Here is a 14,948-nt window from a genome sequence, read left to right as displayed (position 1 = left end):
GATGTATAAAAAGATAATATTGATTTGGGTATTGTTAATAACTGGTTTGACAGTTTCTCATGCCCAGGAAAGAACAATTACCGGACTGGTAATTGAGAAAGACACAGATATGGGAATGCCTGGGGTGACAGTTATTGTTCCAGGAACTTCCATTGGAACAGTAACCGGGATAGATGGTGATTTTACCTTAACTATTGATGAAAGCACTGAAAGTATTCAGGTTAGCTTTATTGGAATGCAAACGCAGGTTGTAAAACTAGACCAAAGGGGTCACTATGTTGTTACTTTAGAGAGTGATATGATTGGTCTGGATGAAGTGATTGCTGTTGCTTACGGTACGACCAAGAAAAGCTCATTTACAGGAGCATCCAGTACAATTAAAGGAGAGAATTTAACCAAGATGCAGTCTGCTAACCTGGCTAAATCTCTCGAAGGAAGTCTGGCTGGTGTTCAGGTAACTCAAAGTTCAGGTCAACCTGGTTCAGGAGGACAAATTATCGTTAGGGGCTTAGGATCCATTTCGGCTTCTAAATCTCCTCTCATTATTTTGGATGGTGTACCTTACGAAGGATCTCTTAATTCAATTCCTGCGCAGGATATTGCTAATACAAATGTGTTAAAGGATGCAGCTGCCAATTCAATGTATGGTGCCAGGGGAGCGAACGGCGTTATTCTTATCACAACAAAAAAAGGTAAGTCGGGTGCTTTTAAGATTAATTTTAGCTCTCGTTATGGAGTTAATAGTCGAGGTGTGCCAAATTATGACATTGTAACGGATCCGGCAGAATATTATGAACTTAGCTGGGAAGCATTGCGAAATAGTTATGCGCGATCATATAGTTATGCCGATGCTGGCATCGAAGCATCAAATGATCTTATAACTAATAGTCTCATATACAATGTATATCATGGAGTAGCTGATAACAAGCTGATTGATCCCTTCACAGGGCGTATTAATCCGGCAGCCAAAGATAAAAAATGGGGCCATGAATGGGAAACAGAACCGTTTAACAAGGGAATTCGCGAAGAGTATAATTTAAGTTTTAGCGGAGGTAGTGATTTCTCCACCTATCGTGCTTCATTTGGCTATTTGTCTGATGAAGGGATTGTTGATGGGTCTGAGTTTGAACGTTTAAATGCACGTTTTCAGATAGATCAAAAATTTGGAGGATGGTTAAAACTATCTGGTAATATCGCCTATTCCGGTACTATACAGAATTCAGTATCGGCAAGTGGTGCAAGCCAGGGTAACTTGTTTATGTTTGTACAATCAGTAGCTCCCATCTACCCAGTGTATTTATATGATCTTAACACCGGAGAGCAGGTGCAAGATCATAATGGGAATAGGCTATATGATTATGGTGAACAAACGGGCCGTCCGTTTGCAGCCATGGCTAATCCTGTTGCCACAACTAAGGCTAATATCAATGATAACAAAGCAGATAACTTTAACCTGCGAGGCACAGTTGATTTTAACATCATTGAAGGTTTGACATTAACGGTAAATGGGGCGTATGATTTGTACCTTAATAACATGTCAACCTTTATGACACCCATTGGTGGCGATGCGGTTGCTGTTGGTGGATTGGGGTATAAAACCAGTCAGCGCTATACAGCAACAAACTTCAACCAGCTATTAAATTATAACAAGGTAATTGGTAAGCACTCAATAAAGGCGCTTATTGGTCATGAAACAAAGCGCAATAAAAATAATAACCTTTCGGGTAACATGGCTAATTTCTATAATCCCTATAATCCGGAATTTGCTAATGCTACCTCATACAGAAGCTTGACTTCTGGTTTTAGTGAATATGCATTGGAGGGTTATTTAAGTCGTCTTGAATACAACCTTGCAGATAAGTATTATGTTTCGGGTAGTTTTCGTCGTGATGGCTCATCGGTTTTTCATGCCGATAGTCGATGGGGTAACTTCTGGTCTGCAGGTGCATCCTGGCGTATCTCAGAGGAAGATTTTATGAAAAGCATTTCATTTATTAATAATCTGAAATTACGTGCCAGTTACGGAACACAGGGTAATGATAATATTGGTACCTGGTATGGATACGAAGATCAGTATATTGTTGCTGATATAGGAGGAGAGGCAGGTGTAGTATTTAGTTCAAGGGGTAATCCTGATTTGACTTGGGAAAAAAGTAAAAACTTTAATATTGGTTTGGACAGTTACGTATTTGAGCGATTTAACCTGAGTGCAGATTTCTTTATTAAAACAACCCAAGATCTATTATTCAAATACCAGCTACCTCTATCTGAAGGACTACCAAGTTATATATGGACTAATCACCTGGATATGAGAAATACCGGGGTAGAGGTTGATCTGACTGCTCATTTGATAAAAAAGCAAGGTTTTCACTGGAGTATAAGCATTAATGCTTTACACTATAAGAATGAACTATTAAAACTTCCTGAGAATAAGGATCAGAATGGTTATGCAGAAGGTGTTTTTTGGCGTGAGTTAGGTGGGTCAATTTATGATTTTCATGACTATGAATATGCAGGTGTTGATCCGGAAACAGGTAAAGCCTTGTATTATCATTATGAATACGATCATTATGGTAATGCCATACGCACAACTGTTGAAAGTGTGCAGGATGCTACCTTACGTAAAACAGGTAAAAGCTCGATACCTGATGTTACAGGAGGACTTGGTTCAAATTTCTCATATAAAAACTTCGATGCATCCTTGCAAACGGCTTTCCAAATCGGGGGAACAGTTATGGACAGTAACTATCAGTTATTAATGGGTAGCAGGCCGGGTACCAATTATCATCGAGATATGCTTAAGCGATGGACACTAAACAATCCAAATTCAGAGGTTCCAATTCTGATGCACGACTATCAGGATATCAACTCCGCGTCAGATCGTTTTTATACATCGGCATCTTACTTTAGTTTACGAAATGTTACTTTGGGTTATACTCTACCTAATAGATTATTATCTCGTTTCAATATGAAAAGTTGTCGTGTGTTTCTCTCAGGAGATAATTTATGGCTTAAATCGCAGAGAAAAGGACTAGACCCCCGTCAGAGCTTAAGTGGAGCTGTCGGCTTTAACTATTCTGCATTGCGAACAATTTCATTAGGGCTGTCACTTGAACTTTAATTTAGAGGATTATGAATTATTTGATAAAAATAAAAGCGATAGTATTGGTGCTGTTAATTTCACTGGCATCTTGCAATGACGAATATTTAGAAACCGATTATACTACCGGTATCAGCGAAAGTGAATTAAAAGAGCTGATAAAAGAAGATCCACAAAAATTAAAAGCACTGGTTAATGGACTTTATTCCTTTATGGTTGAGTACCAAAATGGAGGAAGCCATGACTCTTTTAATTTTACAGCTATGCTGCATGCAACCGATATGATGTGTCAGGATATATCTCAACCTGTAAGTCATTATTTTTCATGGGATTATTTACATCAATATCGTTCTGCACCTTTTGTTAGGACTGCATATATCTGGAATACCTTTTATACCTTGATAGCTAACGCAAACCGCACAATAGGGTTAATGGAGCTAATGGATTCAGAAGATGAGTTCTATAAAAGTTGTCTGGGTGAAATAATGACCATCAGAGGAATGTCTTATCTGTATCTGATTCAACTTTACCAGGAAATCAATACAAAAGGCAATCTAAATATGGATGCGCCAGGTGTTCCAATTTATCTTTCTGCAATAGATGAGGTGTCCGAAGAAGAAAGGGATCAGTTAAAAGGAAGAAATACGGTAAAGCGAGTTCTGGAGCAGGTGGGCCATGATCTTAATTATGCCCTTGTTTTGTTGGAGAACTATGATAGGGAAACCAACAAACGAAGCGCAAATACGGATGTTGTAAATGGATTACTTGCCCGTTACTACCTGCTTATTCAAGATTGGAGTAAAGCTGCCCAGTGTGCGAACCTGGCTTATTCAAATTATGAATTGATGGATTTGGATGAGCTTAAAAGTGGTTTTAAGGATCTAAATAATCCGGAATGGATCTGGGGTTTTGATCATTCTGAAGAAACTCAGACAACATTGGTATCTTGGTTCTCGCATATATCCAATAATAGTCCGGGTTATGCAGGTATATTATCACCACGTTTGATCGATTACGAATTGTATGAAAGCATTCCAAATGAAGATGTGCGAAAGCAATTATTCAATGGACCGGATGGCTTATCTCCGGAAGATTATGAGCGTTTTAAGTCGTATATACCTACTGCACCAAACATTCAGGAACCGTATGCAAGTCTAAAATTTGGCTGGAGTGAAAACTGGACACAGGATTACCCTTATATGCGTGCTGCTGAAATGATTTTAATTGAAGCAGAGGCTTATGCTCAAATGGAACAAAACAATGTGGCAGCTCAGGCGATTAAACCGTTAATGGAGAATCGTCAGCCAGGTTGGAACATGACTGAAGTTGACGTGGATTATATTGCGCATCAGAGACGGATAGAACTATGGGGTGAAGGGTTCTCATATTTTGATCTTAAGCGTTTGTACAAAGGTATCAATAGAGCATATGAGAACTCAAACCACAGTATTCCGGCACAATTTGAAGTTAAAGCTGGTGCTGATAATTGGGTGTTTCAGATCCCTCGTCGTGAACTTCAGGATAACGTTCATATTGATGAGAGCGAACAGAATGATTAATTATTAATGCAAGAATTAGAAGAAGATGAAATTAAGATTAATAGGATTCTGCATACTTTGGATTAGCATCTTGCTGGGATTTTCTGCCTGCGATGAAACGATTGATGCAGATAAATATAATAAGGTATCCCCTGAGTTATTGCCGGTATTAAGTGCAAGTAATGATAGTATATCATTCGATCGTGTTAAACTATTGGCAGACATTACTCTCAAGGGTGACGAAAAAATTCTGGAAAGTGGATTTTTTGTTTGCGAAGACAAAACATTCCCGGATTCATTAAATAGAACTATTACAGCAGTAGAAGAAGACTTGGCATTCAATTATTGGGTAGATAAACTGGTTGGAAGTACTGAGTATTTCTATAAAGCGTATACATACTCAGCGAATGGTTTTGCCTTCAGTGAGGTTAATAGTTTTATAACCGACGAGCCTCCCGTATTTGAGGATACGTATTTATTTGGTTCGTTTAACCAGGTTGATAATAGCATATTCAATGGACAGGTTGATTATGAGGAAGAAGGTTACTGGGACAGATATGGTTATATAAAAATTACTCAAGTTGAAAATACATATAACCAGGTTGAGATTTACAATTTTTGGGCTTATGGTCACACCATTATTGGGGTTGTTGACTTTGAGAAAAAAGAAATAGCTATTAGTCCTCAAATGATTTATGAGTTTAAAGACGATACTAACGAACCGATTTTTATACATAAATGGGGAGTTCTGGATGGCGGATATGTAGTTTATAGTGAAGATGATGTAATTGCGACCTATGATGAGGATGGAACTATAATAGTAAAAATGTGGGGAGCATTTAATAAAGTTAATGGGCTATACAATCCTTTTGAAGCTTGTACAGAAACCAAATTAATTAAAAAAGATTTATAATGAAAAAGACAAAATATATAATTGGCTTATTGCTATTAGCCTTGGTAATTGGTTGTAGCAAAGATGAGGGAGATAGCACAGCACCATATGTAACATTAAATACTCCTGTTGAAAAACAAGAATATAGTAGGGGAACAGCTTTAAAACTGGATGCAGTTTTTGGAGATGATGTTGCTTTAAAAGAGTGCCGGGTAAATCTTGAATTTATTGAAGGGATTGAACCAACAGGCAGTGCTGGTTTAAAAGGTATTGATACGCCCTGGGAACCGGAAGAAATGGTGATTCCACTTTCTGAAACATACCAGGAAGTTAAAGATATGGTACTCTTTGGTGATTATATCCCCGTTCAAATCCAGTCAGGCATTTATCGTTTGAAATTTGACATCTATGATCTGGCAAAGAATCCTGCCAGAGCAGAGGTTGATATTATTATAGAGTAAAGGTTTAGGACAATCTGTAAAAAGAAAGAGGCTTAGGAATGTAAATTCTTAGCCTCTTTTTTATATCATGGAATTTTCACAAACTAAAGCTTGTTATATGGACTTACGAACCGGCACACTATTTAGATATTCTTCATCAAGTTTAGTAATATCATTTTCGATTTTCAGAATAGACAATTTTTGTTGCTGAGGCAATTTTGCATCAAAGCTAACTGTGTTAATGCCGTGAATCCCCATATAATGAGTATCAACCTCTACTAATTCAATGAGTTTTTTCTGCTCCTCGAGAACTTCTAATTCTGAAGCAGGCTCAAATAGTCCATTCTCAATATCTTTTGCTAGTTGGCCATCACCAAAAGCACCGAGGGTGGTCGGAACAATGCCTAAAGGTTTGGTCACATTAATCAGTTTAGCTGTATCAATAGCATTTTTGATGCCCATATTATGTCCGGCAACTCCGAACATAAAACCGAAATAGAACTGTATTTCTGCTTTGTTTAAACGCTTTAATTGTAGCTCGGCATCTTCCAAAGAAAAGTCTTTATTCAAATATTTCAGAGTTGAGGCATGCCCGGTTTCAACACCAACCCATAATTCATTAATTCCTAGTTCTTTTAGCTCCACCAATTCTTTGTCTGATTTTCCTTTAATGTTGTTGATGGATGCATACATCGTTATCACTTCAACCTTAGGCAGGTATTTGTGAATTAATTTGGCAATAGGTTTTAAACGGTTGGCAGATAATACAAAAGCATCGCCATTTACCAGAAAGATGCGTTTTGTATCAGGGTACAGCTGTTGCGCTTCTATTAAATCATCTTCAATTTGTTCAATTTTCTCAACAGAGAACCTTACATCACGATACATTGTGCAAAACGTACACCTGTTATGTGCACATCCAACAGTTACCTGCAATAGCAGGCTATTAGCTTCGTATGGTGGACGGTAGACCGGACTTGTATATTTCATCGTTCTTACTATTCAATTAGTTTTTCGGTTATTTCAATTAATTTCTTAATCGCTTCATCGTTATAGGCATCAGCATGTGCCTTATTATAAATACCGGCATCATTATCAAAATATTGGCCGCTTACACCTTTATGCTTATCACTAATGGATAGTTCATATATAATGTCAGCACCTTTATCAGCTGAAGACCAATATTGACCATAGGCTTCGGTAACCATTTTTGTATTAAGTAATGAACCGGGATTGACTGCAATCACAGAAACCTTGTTGGATTGATTTGCTAAATAAAAGCTCCACATGGTTAAGGCCAGTTTACTCTGAGCATAAGCAGAATTGACAGTAACTGCTTTTTTACCCAGCATTGCCTCATATGATATTTCAGACTGAGCAGCCGAGCTCAGATTAATAAGTCGGGCATCGGCACCTTTCTTAAGTAAAGGAAGAAATTCTTTGGTTAACAGGTATGGAGCCAGGTAATTAACTGCAAACCTCAAGTCGTAACCTTCTTTGCTGGAAGCTACCGAACTCTTAAAAATACCAGCATTATTGATTACTACATCCAGCTGTGAAACTTGTTCACTAATCTGCTTCGCCATTTGCTTTACGGCGGTTAGATCTGAGAAATCAGCAATAAAACCTTCAATCATATCATTGTGTGATAGTGATTTGATTTCCTTGATGGTCGCGCTTACTTTTTGGCTGTTACGGCCATGAACATACACCGCGTGACCATCTTTAGCAAACTTTATAGCAGCCAGTTTGCCTATGCCATCAGTGCTGCCTGTGATTAAAATATGTTTCTTCATACTACTCAATCTATAATGGTGAAAATCTCTTCTTCAGGCAAGCGTGATTTTGGCGTTCTTTCAGGTGAGTTAAAGTCACTTTCTGTGCGATAACCCAATGAAATAACAGCAACAGCAGTATAGCCTTTATCACGCAAACCAAACTCTTCATCAATTTGTTTCATGTCAACTCCTTCCATTGGCAAAGCATCAATACCTAATGCAGCAACCCCCAACAACAGATTACCCATATTCATGTACACTTGTTTCTCCATCCAGTGTTGCAGGTCTTTCATATCGTAGTGGTGCATGTTGGCGAATATATTGCGGGCTCCAAACACCATTTCTTTAATTTCATTATTAGGGAAACGGCCGTCATCTTCTTCTTGTTTAAGTAAGCGTAACATATAGTCATTGTCAACATCTGTTTTAGCGCAGAAAATGATAACATGTGAGGCATCTTTTACTTTTGATTCATTAAATTGATAGAATCCTTGTGTTCCTTTGGCAATACGTGTTTTGCCATCTTCACTGCCAGTAATAATAAAATGCCAGGGTTGAATATTGGTGCTGGATGGGCTCATGCGTAATAGTGCCTTAATTTGTTTCATATCCTCATCAGATATATTTTTATTGGGATCGAACTCTTTGGTTGAATAGCGTTTGTATAATACCTCCGATATATTCATGACGATTCTTTTTTGAGTGGTCTAATTAAGTTTATTTGAAATCTATTAGTATATAGTATACCTCTTTATTCAAGTTCATCTTTGGCTTCAATTAGGTAGTGGTGACTAACAGAACCATCTGTGCGTGCTTTTAAATGTGGTACATATTCAGGATCACTCATAAAATCCATTACTGCTTGCTTTGATGGCCATTCAATTACAATTCTTAAGGCAGCGTTCTTTTAATCACCTTCAATTTGTTCATGACTGCTGGTACGAGCAAGGTATTTACCGCCGTATTTGGCAACCAGTTTATTGGTTGGTCCAATATAAGCAGGTATCCATTCATCGCTTGTTGGGGTAACATCTAATACAGAAAAATACTTCATAACTCTATGGTTTAATTATTAATAGTTTTGTCCTAATTCGATTGGAAATATTGATGTTACAAAAATAACCTACGGATATTGTAAGTTTATTGTATTAAAACTGGATTAAATTGTATTTGAATTGGTTTTATGATAGTTATTAGTATGTTATTGTTGTTTTAATAAAGGATTATCTATTTTTATGCGGTAAAAAGTACATTAATAACTTATATAGATACAATGCGAACGGAGGCGATTGAAAAAATGTTTGAGATTCATATTGAAGATCTGGTCGAGTGGACGAAGCGTCCTTATAAGAATAATTTCTTTGAGATTGTGTTTATTGAAAAGGGGAGGGGTAGCCAATGTATTAACCAGCATGAGTTTGAATATATGGAAGGCAATATCTTTTTTTTGCCACCATTGGATTGTCATTCGTTCAAAATATCCGAACCATCACGTTTTTACTTTATACGGTTTACCGACCATTATTTTCAGAAGAATACGAATCTGACCGATTATAATGCTTGGTTTGACAAAATTGCCTATGTGATTGCAAATTATAATAAAGTACCTGGCGATATTATTGCTTCAGAGCACGACAGGCAATTCATCATCAATAATATCAAGTCCATTTACCAGGAGTATCTGGCTGCTGATGCTTATTCAGAATCAATTATTGCAGGAACCGTGGCCTCTATATTGAATATTCTTGCGCGAAGTATTGAAAAGAAGTATGTTGATCAGGCTAATGAAATAGATAACCGGTTTGGTGAGATACTGCGTTATATCAATACGCATATATTGGATAGCGATAAACTTCGCTTAAATAACCTGGCTGATAAATTTGGTATCTCCAAAAGCTATTTTTCAGAGTATTTCAAAAAACAAGCAGGCTTGAGTCTGGTGGATTATATATTAAAATCAAAACTTAAAATTGTTGAAACAAAAGTGTTGCACACCGACCTGAGCCTGAAAGAAATTGCCTGGCAAATGAATTTTACAGATAGCAGTCATTTGTCGCGCTCATTTAAGAAAGAGTATGGCATGACAGTCAAGCAATTTAAGAATAGTGGATCTGTGTGTGCATAATTGCAGTGTCATTCAATGACAATCTGATAACTATAGTTTAAAACAAAAAATGGGTATTCGTTATGAAATACCCACTTCTACCATTGCCTCAATCGTTATATTTGATTGATGTAAATTTGATATGATATAGTAGTTAAAATGAAATATATGTGATGAAAAATTTTTGGGACGAACGATATAGCCAGAATGAATTTGCATACGGGGAAGCACCAAATAGCTATTTAGAAGCGAAATTACCATTACTAAAAGCAGGAAAGATTCTTTTCCCTGCGGAAGGAGAGGGACGTAATTCTGTTTATGCCGCCCAGTTGGGGTGGGAGGTGTCTGCTTTTGATTTTAGTGTAAAAGGTAAAGAACGTGCTGACCAGCTGGCAGCTTCTAAAAGCGTGTCGATAGATTATAGACTGAGCAGCTTTTTGGAAGAATATTATAATGTTGGAGAATTCGACGCAATTGGGATGTTTTTTGTCCATTTTCCACAAGAGATAAAAACGGAGATGCACAAGCGACTTGATAGCTATCTTAAAGTTGGTGGACATATTATTATGGAGGCTTTTAGCAAAGAGCACCGTGAACTTAATAGGGTTAATCCCTCGGTTGGTGGGCCTCCGGATGCTAATATGATGTACTCAATAGACGAAATCAAGCGAGATTTTAGTAATTACGAATTCATCGAATTATCAAAGGAAATGACTACTCTTAATGAAGGTTTCGGGCATGTTGGTAAAAGCTCTGTGATACGATTTATTGGGCGGAAAATCGGTTAGTTTTTATTGTATACAAAATAGATGAACCCCGGGTGCCATATGCACCCGGGGTTCATTGTTTTTCACATCTCTCACCCCAAATTTACCATTCGTTACCGTCTTTTATTTTTGTCCGATGTACAATCAAATGAATAAAATTAAATAAGAGTTTAAATAAATTAAAAATTAAATTGTGAAAATTAAAATATTGGTTACATTTGTGTAAAATAATTTACATGAAAAAGAAGTTACCCATCCAATGTCCGAGCTGCAGTAATAGTTTAAAAGTTCAAAGTTTACATTGTGAAAGCTGTGATACTACCATTAGCGGTTTATTTGAGTTACCTGTTTTGCTTCAACTCGAACCTAATGAGCAAAGCTTTATCCTTGATTTTGTAAAGAGTAGCGGTAGCTTAAAAGTAATGGCAGGAAAATTAAAACTCAGTTATCCAACAGTGAGAAACATGTTGGACGATCTAATACATAAACTAAACCAGTTACAAAATGAAGATTGATTTTTATTATAATCTCTTTAAAAGGATTGCGGGTGAAAAGTCTTTACTGATAGGCCTTACCGTAATCATTTTAACTTCTCTGACAGGTTATTATAGTGGTACCCATTTCCCCGGTGTTTTGTCTGTTAAAACCTGTCCTGAAATATCCATTTGGTATTTTCTTATTCAGGGCTTGCTCAATTGGATGGTTGTATCAATTGTTTTTTTCCTGGCTGCTATTTTATTTTCTTCGTCAAAGGTTCGCCTGATTGATATTATTGGCACACAAGCTTTGGCCCGCAGTCCATACTTGCTGGCTGCTTTTACCGGATTTCCCGATTCTTTAGATCAATTGGGAAAATACTTACAGTGGACCTATATGAAAATAGGTGATCCAATTACCTTGAGTACATACGATTTAATAATGGCTGTTATTTTAATCATTCTGACGCTATTACTAACAGTATGGTTAGTAGCTCTCATGTTTAACGCTTTAAAAGTTTCGGCCAATTTAAAAGGTGGAAGATTAACCGGTGTATTCATTGTGAGTTTAGTGATATCAATCATTTTAGGCTTAGTACTTAATTATTTACTAATCAAAAACTATTTACCATGAAATCCCTAGTGTTATTAACTGTTGTTGCAATGGCAATGAGCCTGTCGGCTCAAACATCTGACACTTTATCTATAAAAAGTGGAGAGGTAAACTTGCATGCTGTATTGTCGCAACCAACGATAAATGAAGACAAATGTATGGCACTTATTATTGCCGGTTCAGGGCCAACTGATTTGAATGGAAATCAACCGGGATTACAAAATAACAGCTTACTGTATTTGTCGCAGGCACTGGTGGAGAATAATGTGGCCACTTTACGCTTTGATAAAAGAGGAATAGCCCAAAGTGCTTATACAGGATTTGATGAGTCAGAATTACGAATAGAAGATTTTGCGGATGATGTGAATACTCTATTGAGTTATTGCAAGGATAATGGTTACAAGAAAATATATGTCATTGGCCACAGTGAAGGATCACTAATTGGCTTATTAGCAGTTCAAAAAACAAATGTTTCGGGGTTTGTTTCTTTATGTGGAGCTGGAAATCCTGCTGATGTTGTAATTAAAAACCAGCTACACCCAAAGTTACCACCAGCAATGTATGAGCAAACCGAGAGTATTATTGATAGTCTGAAACAAGGCGATCGTGTAAATAATGTTCCGCCCCAGTTTTTTGCACTTTTTCGTCCTTCGGTTCAAAACTATTTGATATCATGGTTTAAGTATTCACCTGCTGAGTTAATGACTAAATTATCTTGTCCGGCGCTGGTAGTTCAGGGCGAAAAAGATCTGCAGGTTGGCGAGTCTGAAGCATTACGACTTGCTAAAGCAACATCTCAAGGTCAGGTTGAGTTAATTGAAAATATGAACCATGTACTGAAAACAATTAGTGGTGATATTCAAGAGAATATGGCATCATACCGGAATCCTGAACTTCCTGTCAATAAGGAACTGATTGCAAAAGTTGTTGAATTTATCAATGAGAGACGATGAAAAAGACACAAATGGGATGGGTGTTTATCATTTTAATACCACTTGTAGCAGCATTTAATCTTATTTACTTTCCTGAATTACTTATAGCAATAAGCATAGTCACTACATTGTTTATTGTACTTCTGTTGTTTTATAAACTAAGTGTTGAGGTAGACAATAGCCATGTACGTTTCTCTTTTGGTATTGGATTGATTAAAGGAAAGTATCTCTTAAAAGATATTAATTATTGTAAAGCTATCAAGTATATGCCTTTAGGATGGGGCATACGTTTTCGACCAGGAGCGATACTCTACAATGTTTCTGGCAATAAAGCCATTGAGCTTTCTGTAAAGAATAAAAAGTTGAAGGTGTGGATTGGCACCAATGCCCCTGATGAACTGGCGGCATATATTAGTTCGAAATTACCTAAAGGTAGAGCAGAGAATTAGTGTTAATCGCAATTACACGAATTACTTTCCCAAAAAGTCAATCACTTGTTGCCTACTTGGTTTGTCATGACATTACTCATCGCCCGGCTAGTTTATTTGATATCTATTAGTCAGATGGCGAGTAATGTATTAATTCAAGATTTCTCTCCGGATGTTGAGAGGAGTCTTAACAAAGCTGGACCTCAGAGCTTATGTCAGCAAGTAATGAGTCTTAGCAATAATTGTCAGATATTACAAAGATCGAAACCTATTTTTGCTTAATCACTAACAGTTTTAGTAATGCATCAGATGTATTGTGCCAACCGCGTTGCAGATTTTTATCCACATGCACCATATCGCCTTGTTGAGCTTGAATACTTTTGTCTTCAATACTGATCTCGCCACTTCCTTCCACTATATAAAAACACACATCGATAGGAAGAGCATGGGGCGGTACAAAGCCATTTTTTTGAATTTGTAATTCGACAAAATCATTATGTTGGGTCGAAGCCAGCAAATAACCGAGGGCTTCGTTGTTGTTTAAAACTTCTGTTTTATCAGAATAAGGATAATGCATAGGAAGTAGTCATTTTGTTGAGTGGCAATTTATGGATTTTTATTAGAAGTGACGAATTGCAAAATCCATATGAATTTACTTTTGACAAAAAACAGATGTCATTAAGCTTATTCTGGAATCTTAACGTTATCATTCTGAAAATTTAGAGTACCCACTCTAACTTTTCAGAGTGTCCACTCTGAATTTTAATAGTTACAATTCTGAAATTTCAGAGAGAGGCTTCTAAATTTTCAGAATAAATGTTGTTAGTTACGATAATCGTTATAATATGCATGGTAATAAGAAATGAATTTCCTTAAGTGTTTATTATCAGTTGTTTAATGTCAAATAGCCATTTTGTTTCAAAATAAATGGTAGGGTAAATATCTGTGCATGCGGTAATGAAGTAAACAACACAATTAATCACATCATTAAAAATAAGGATCATGAAAAATTATTTTAAAGTATTTGTTACCGCGTTAGTATTTATGTCCTATGGATTTATAGTGAATGCACAAGATGGAGCCAGCGGTCCCATTCTAAGCGAAGAACAAAAGGTAATGGTTGCAGAACACAAAGCAGAGAAGCAAGCCAATCATGAAGCTTTTAAAGCAACACTAACTGAGGAACAACAGGCTATTTTGGATAATAAAGAGATGAGCCGACAAGAAAAACATAAGGCTTTTATGGAATCCTTAACTGAAGAGCAGGTAGCCATGCGACAAGCCAATAAAGAAAGTGCTGCAGCTAACCGAGAAGCATTACGAGCCACACTTAGTGATGAGCAAATAGAAGCAATTAAGGCCCACAAGGAAGAGCAACGTAAAGAGTTTAGAGAATCGTTAAGTGAAGAGCAAAAGGAATTGGTTGCGGCAGCTAAGTCAGAAAAAGAAGCTAACCGTGATGCTTTTGAAGCAACCTTAACGGATGAGCAGTTAGCTATCTTGGAAAACAATGACTTAAGCAGAAAAGAAAAGCAGGAAGCTTTAAAAGCAACTTTAACTGAGGAGCAGCGTGAGTTAAGAAAAGCCAATATGGAATCAATGAAAGAGAACCGTAAGGCAATACAGGAGACTTTAACAGAGGAGCAAAAGCAGGCAATGAAAAAGCGGGCCAAGGAGCGCAATCGCAAGCAAAGAAACCGCAATAACGGATAATTAATAATGTTTCTATTAGAAAGTACAGGTTTGCACCTGTACTTTTTTACGCATCAATCAATGTTGAGATAAGTCCTTGAAATTGAATCTGCAGGATTGCTGTTTGAACAAGTTAAGTAAGATATTTAATTTTTATTGTACTCCAATATATGAGAAGTCTCTTATTA

The 14,948-nt window shown here is 36.9% G+C and carries 15 protein-coding genes and 1 pseudogene; 11 read left to right on the top strand and 5 right to left on the bottom strand.

Annotated features, from left to right (window positions below):
• Position 1 precedes the first annotated feature (1 nt).
• Genes AC4MRQ_RS02685 through AC4MRQ_RS02670 form a run of 4 tightly spaced genes read left to right on the top strand, consistent with a single transcriptional unit; the run spans position 2 to position 5,991 of the window.
• A complete protein-coding gene (locus AC4MRQ_RS02685; RefSeq protein WP_491196094.1) occupies positions 2–3,121 on the top strand; it encodes a SusC/RagA family TonB-linked outer membrane protein in 3,120 nt (1,039 codons plus the stop codon).
• Between the two features lie 11 nt (positions 3,122–3,132).
• Positions 3,133–4,659, top strand: coding sequence for a RagB/SusD family nutrient uptake outer membrane protein (locus AC4MRQ_RS02680; RefSeq protein WP_491196093.1), 1,527 nt, complete (start codon positions 3,133–3,135; stop codon positions 4,657–4,659).
• Between the two features lie 25 nt (positions 4,660–4,684).
• On the top strand, positions 4,685–5,551 hold the full coding sequence (locus AC4MRQ_RS02675) for a hypothetical protein (RefSeq protein ID WP_491196092.1): 867 nt from the start codon (positions 4,685–4,687) through the stop codon (positions 5,549–5,551).
• Positions 5,551–5,991, top strand: a complete 441-nt coding sequence (locus AC4MRQ_RS02670) for a DUF4625 domain-containing protein (RefSeq protein WP_491196091.1) — start codon at positions 5,551–5,553, stop codon at positions 5,989–5,991. Before AC4MRQ_RS02675 ends, AC4MRQ_RS02670 begins: the two co-directional genes overlap by 1 nt.
• A 93-nt stretch (positions 5,992–6,084) precedes the next feature.
• Here AC4MRQ_RS02670 and AC4MRQ_RS02665 read toward each other — a convergent pair whose 3' ends face one another.
• The 4 genes and pseudogenes from AC4MRQ_RS02665 to AC4MRQ_RS02650 form a co-directional block, all read right to left on the bottom strand.
• Positions 6,085–6,960, bottom strand: coding sequence for a radical SAM protein (locus AC4MRQ_RS02665; protein WP_491196090.1), 876 nt, complete (start codon positions 6,958–6,960; stop codon positions 6,085–6,087).
• Positions 6,961–6,968: 8 nt separating this feature from the next.
• Positions 6,969–7,766, bottom strand: coding sequence for an SDR family NAD(P)-dependent oxidoreductase (locus tag AC4MRQ_RS02660; RefSeq protein WP_491196089.1), 798 nt, complete (start codon positions 7,764–7,766; stop codon positions 6,969–6,971).
• Between the two features lie 5 nt (positions 7,767–7,771).
• Positions 7,772–8,434 carry an oxygen-insensitive NAD(P)H nitroreductase gene (nfsB, locus tag AC4MRQ_RS02655; protein ID WP_491196088.1) on the bottom strand — a complete coding sequence of 221 codons (663 nt, stop codon included), beginning with the start codon at positions 8,432–8,434 and terminating at the stop codon, positions 7,772–7,774.
• Between the two features lie 65 nt (positions 8,435–8,499).
• Positions 8,500–8,802, bottom strand: a pseudogene (locus tag AC4MRQ_RS02650) (DUF1330 domain-containing protein).
• Positions 8,803–9,021: 219 nt separating this feature from the next.
• Between AC4MRQ_RS02650 and AC4MRQ_RS02645 the strand changes: the two are divergent.
• From AC4MRQ_RS02645 to AC4MRQ_RS02620, 6 genes are all read left to right on the top strand, one after another.
• Positions 9,022–9,873, top strand: coding sequence for an AraC family transcriptional regulator (locus AC4MRQ_RS02645; protein ID WP_491196087.1), 852 nt, complete (start codon positions 9,022–9,024; stop codon positions 9,871–9,873).
• Positions 9,874–10,025: 152 nt separating this feature from the next.
• Positions 10,026–10,640, top strand: coding sequence for a class I SAM-dependent methyltransferase (locus tag AC4MRQ_RS02640; RefSeq protein ID WP_491196106.1), 615 nt, complete (start codon positions 10,026–10,028; stop codon positions 10,638–10,640).
• A gap of 215 nt (positions 10,641–10,855) precedes the next feature.
• Entirely contained in the window at positions 10,856–11,134 is a 279-nt protein-coding gene (locus tag AC4MRQ_RS02635) for a DUF2089 family protein (protein WP_491196086.1), read from the top strand.
• Positions 11,124–11,729: a hypothetical protein gene (locus AC4MRQ_RS02630; RefSeq protein WP_491196085.1), complete on the top strand. Its 606-nt coding sequence runs from the start codon at positions 11,124–11,126 to the stop codon at positions 11,727–11,729. Before AC4MRQ_RS02635 ends, AC4MRQ_RS02630 begins: the two co-directional genes overlap by 11 nt.
• A complete protein-coding gene (locus tag AC4MRQ_RS02625) occupies positions 11,726–12,661 on the top strand; it encodes an alpha/beta hydrolase (RefSeq protein ID WP_491196084.1) in 936 nt (311 codons plus the stop codon). Before AC4MRQ_RS02630 ends, AC4MRQ_RS02625 begins: the two co-directional genes overlap by 4 nt.
• Positions 12,658–13,089: a hypothetical protein gene (locus AC4MRQ_RS02620; protein WP_491196083.1), complete on the top strand. Its 432-nt coding sequence runs from the start codon at positions 12,658–12,660 to the stop codon at positions 13,087–13,089. Before AC4MRQ_RS02625 ends, AC4MRQ_RS02620 begins: the two co-directional genes overlap by 4 nt.
• 247 nt (positions 13,090–13,336) lie before the next feature.
• Here the strand turns inward: AC4MRQ_RS02620 and AC4MRQ_RS02615 are convergent, their stop codons facing one another.
• Entirely contained in the window at positions 13,337–13,645 is a 309-nt protein-coding gene (locus AC4MRQ_RS02615) for a cupin domain-containing protein (RefSeq protein WP_491196082.1), read from the bottom strand.
• 425 nt (positions 13,646–14,070) lie between these two features.
• On the opposite strand from AC4MRQ_RS02615, the gene AC4MRQ_RS02610 reads away from it, so the two are divergent.
• On the top strand, positions 14,071–14,781 hold the full coding sequence (locus AC4MRQ_RS02610) for a hypothetical protein (RefSeq protein WP_491196081.1): 711 nt from the start codon (positions 14,071–14,073) through the stop codon (positions 14,779–14,781).
• Positions 14,782–14,948: the final 167 nt, after the last annotated feature.

The organism is Carboxylicivirga sp. (assembly GCF_982718395.1).
The sequence above is the reverse complement of the archived record's forward strand: the minus strand, read 5'-3'. Positions and strand labels throughout refer to the sequence as shown.

Bases quoted from the DNA above. Each gene is read 5' to 3' on its own strand.
- AC4MRQ_RS02685 (WP_491196094.1), top strand. From the start codon at position 2: ATGTATAAAAAGATAATATTGATTTGGGTATTGTTAATAACTGGTTTG.
- AC4MRQ_RS02680 (WP_491196093.1), top strand. From the start codon at position 3,133: ATGAATTATTTGATAAAAATAAAAGCGATAGTATTGGTGCTGTTAATT.
- AC4MRQ_RS02675 (WP_491196092.1), top strand. From the start codon at position 4,685: ATGAAATTAAGATTAATAGGATTCTGCATACTTTGGATTAGCATCTTG.
- AC4MRQ_RS02670 (WP_491196091.1), top strand. From the start codon at position 5,551: ATGAAAAAGACAAAATATATAATTGGCTTATTGCTATTAGCCTTGGTA.
- AC4MRQ_RS02665 (WP_491196090.1), bottom strand. From the start codon at position 6,960: ATGAAATATACAAGTCCGGTCTACCGTCCACCATACGAAGCTAATAGC.
- AC4MRQ_RS02660 (WP_491196089.1), bottom strand. From the start codon at position 7,766: ATGAAGAAACATATTTTAATCACAGGCAGCACTGATGGCATAGGCAAA.
- nfsB (WP_491196088.1), bottom strand. From the start codon at position 8,434: ATGAATATATCGGAGGTATTATACAAACGCTATTCAACCAAAGAGTTC.
- AC4MRQ_RS02645 (WP_491196087.1), top strand. From the start codon at position 9,022: ATGCGAACGGAGGCGATTGAAAAAATGTTTGAGATTCATATTGAAGAT.
- AC4MRQ_RS02640 (WP_491196106.1), top strand. From the start codon at position 10,026: ATGAAAAATTTTTGGGACGAACGATATAGCCAGAATGAATTTGCATAC.
- AC4MRQ_RS02635 (WP_491196086.1), top strand. From the start codon at position 10,856: ATGAAAAAGAAGTTACCCATCCAATGTCCGAGCTGCAGTAATAGTTTA.
- AC4MRQ_RS02630 (WP_491196085.1), top strand. From the start codon at position 11,124: ATGAAGATTGATTTTTATTATAATCTCTTTAAAAGGATTGCGGGTGAA.
- AC4MRQ_RS02625 (WP_491196084.1), top strand. From the start codon at position 11,726: ATGAAATCCCTAGTGTTATTAACTGTTGTTGCAATGGCAATGAGCCTG.
- AC4MRQ_RS02620 (WP_491196083.1), top strand. From the start codon at position 12,658: ATGAAAAAGACACAAATGGGATGGGTGTTTATCATTTTAATACCACTT.
- AC4MRQ_RS02615 (WP_491196082.1), bottom strand. From the start codon at position 13,645: ATGCATTATCCTTATTCTGATAAAACAGAAGTTTTAAACAACAACGAA.
- AC4MRQ_RS02610 (WP_491196081.1), top strand. From the start codon at position 14,071: ATGAAAAATTATTTTAAAGTATTTGTTACCGCGTTAGTATTTATGTCC.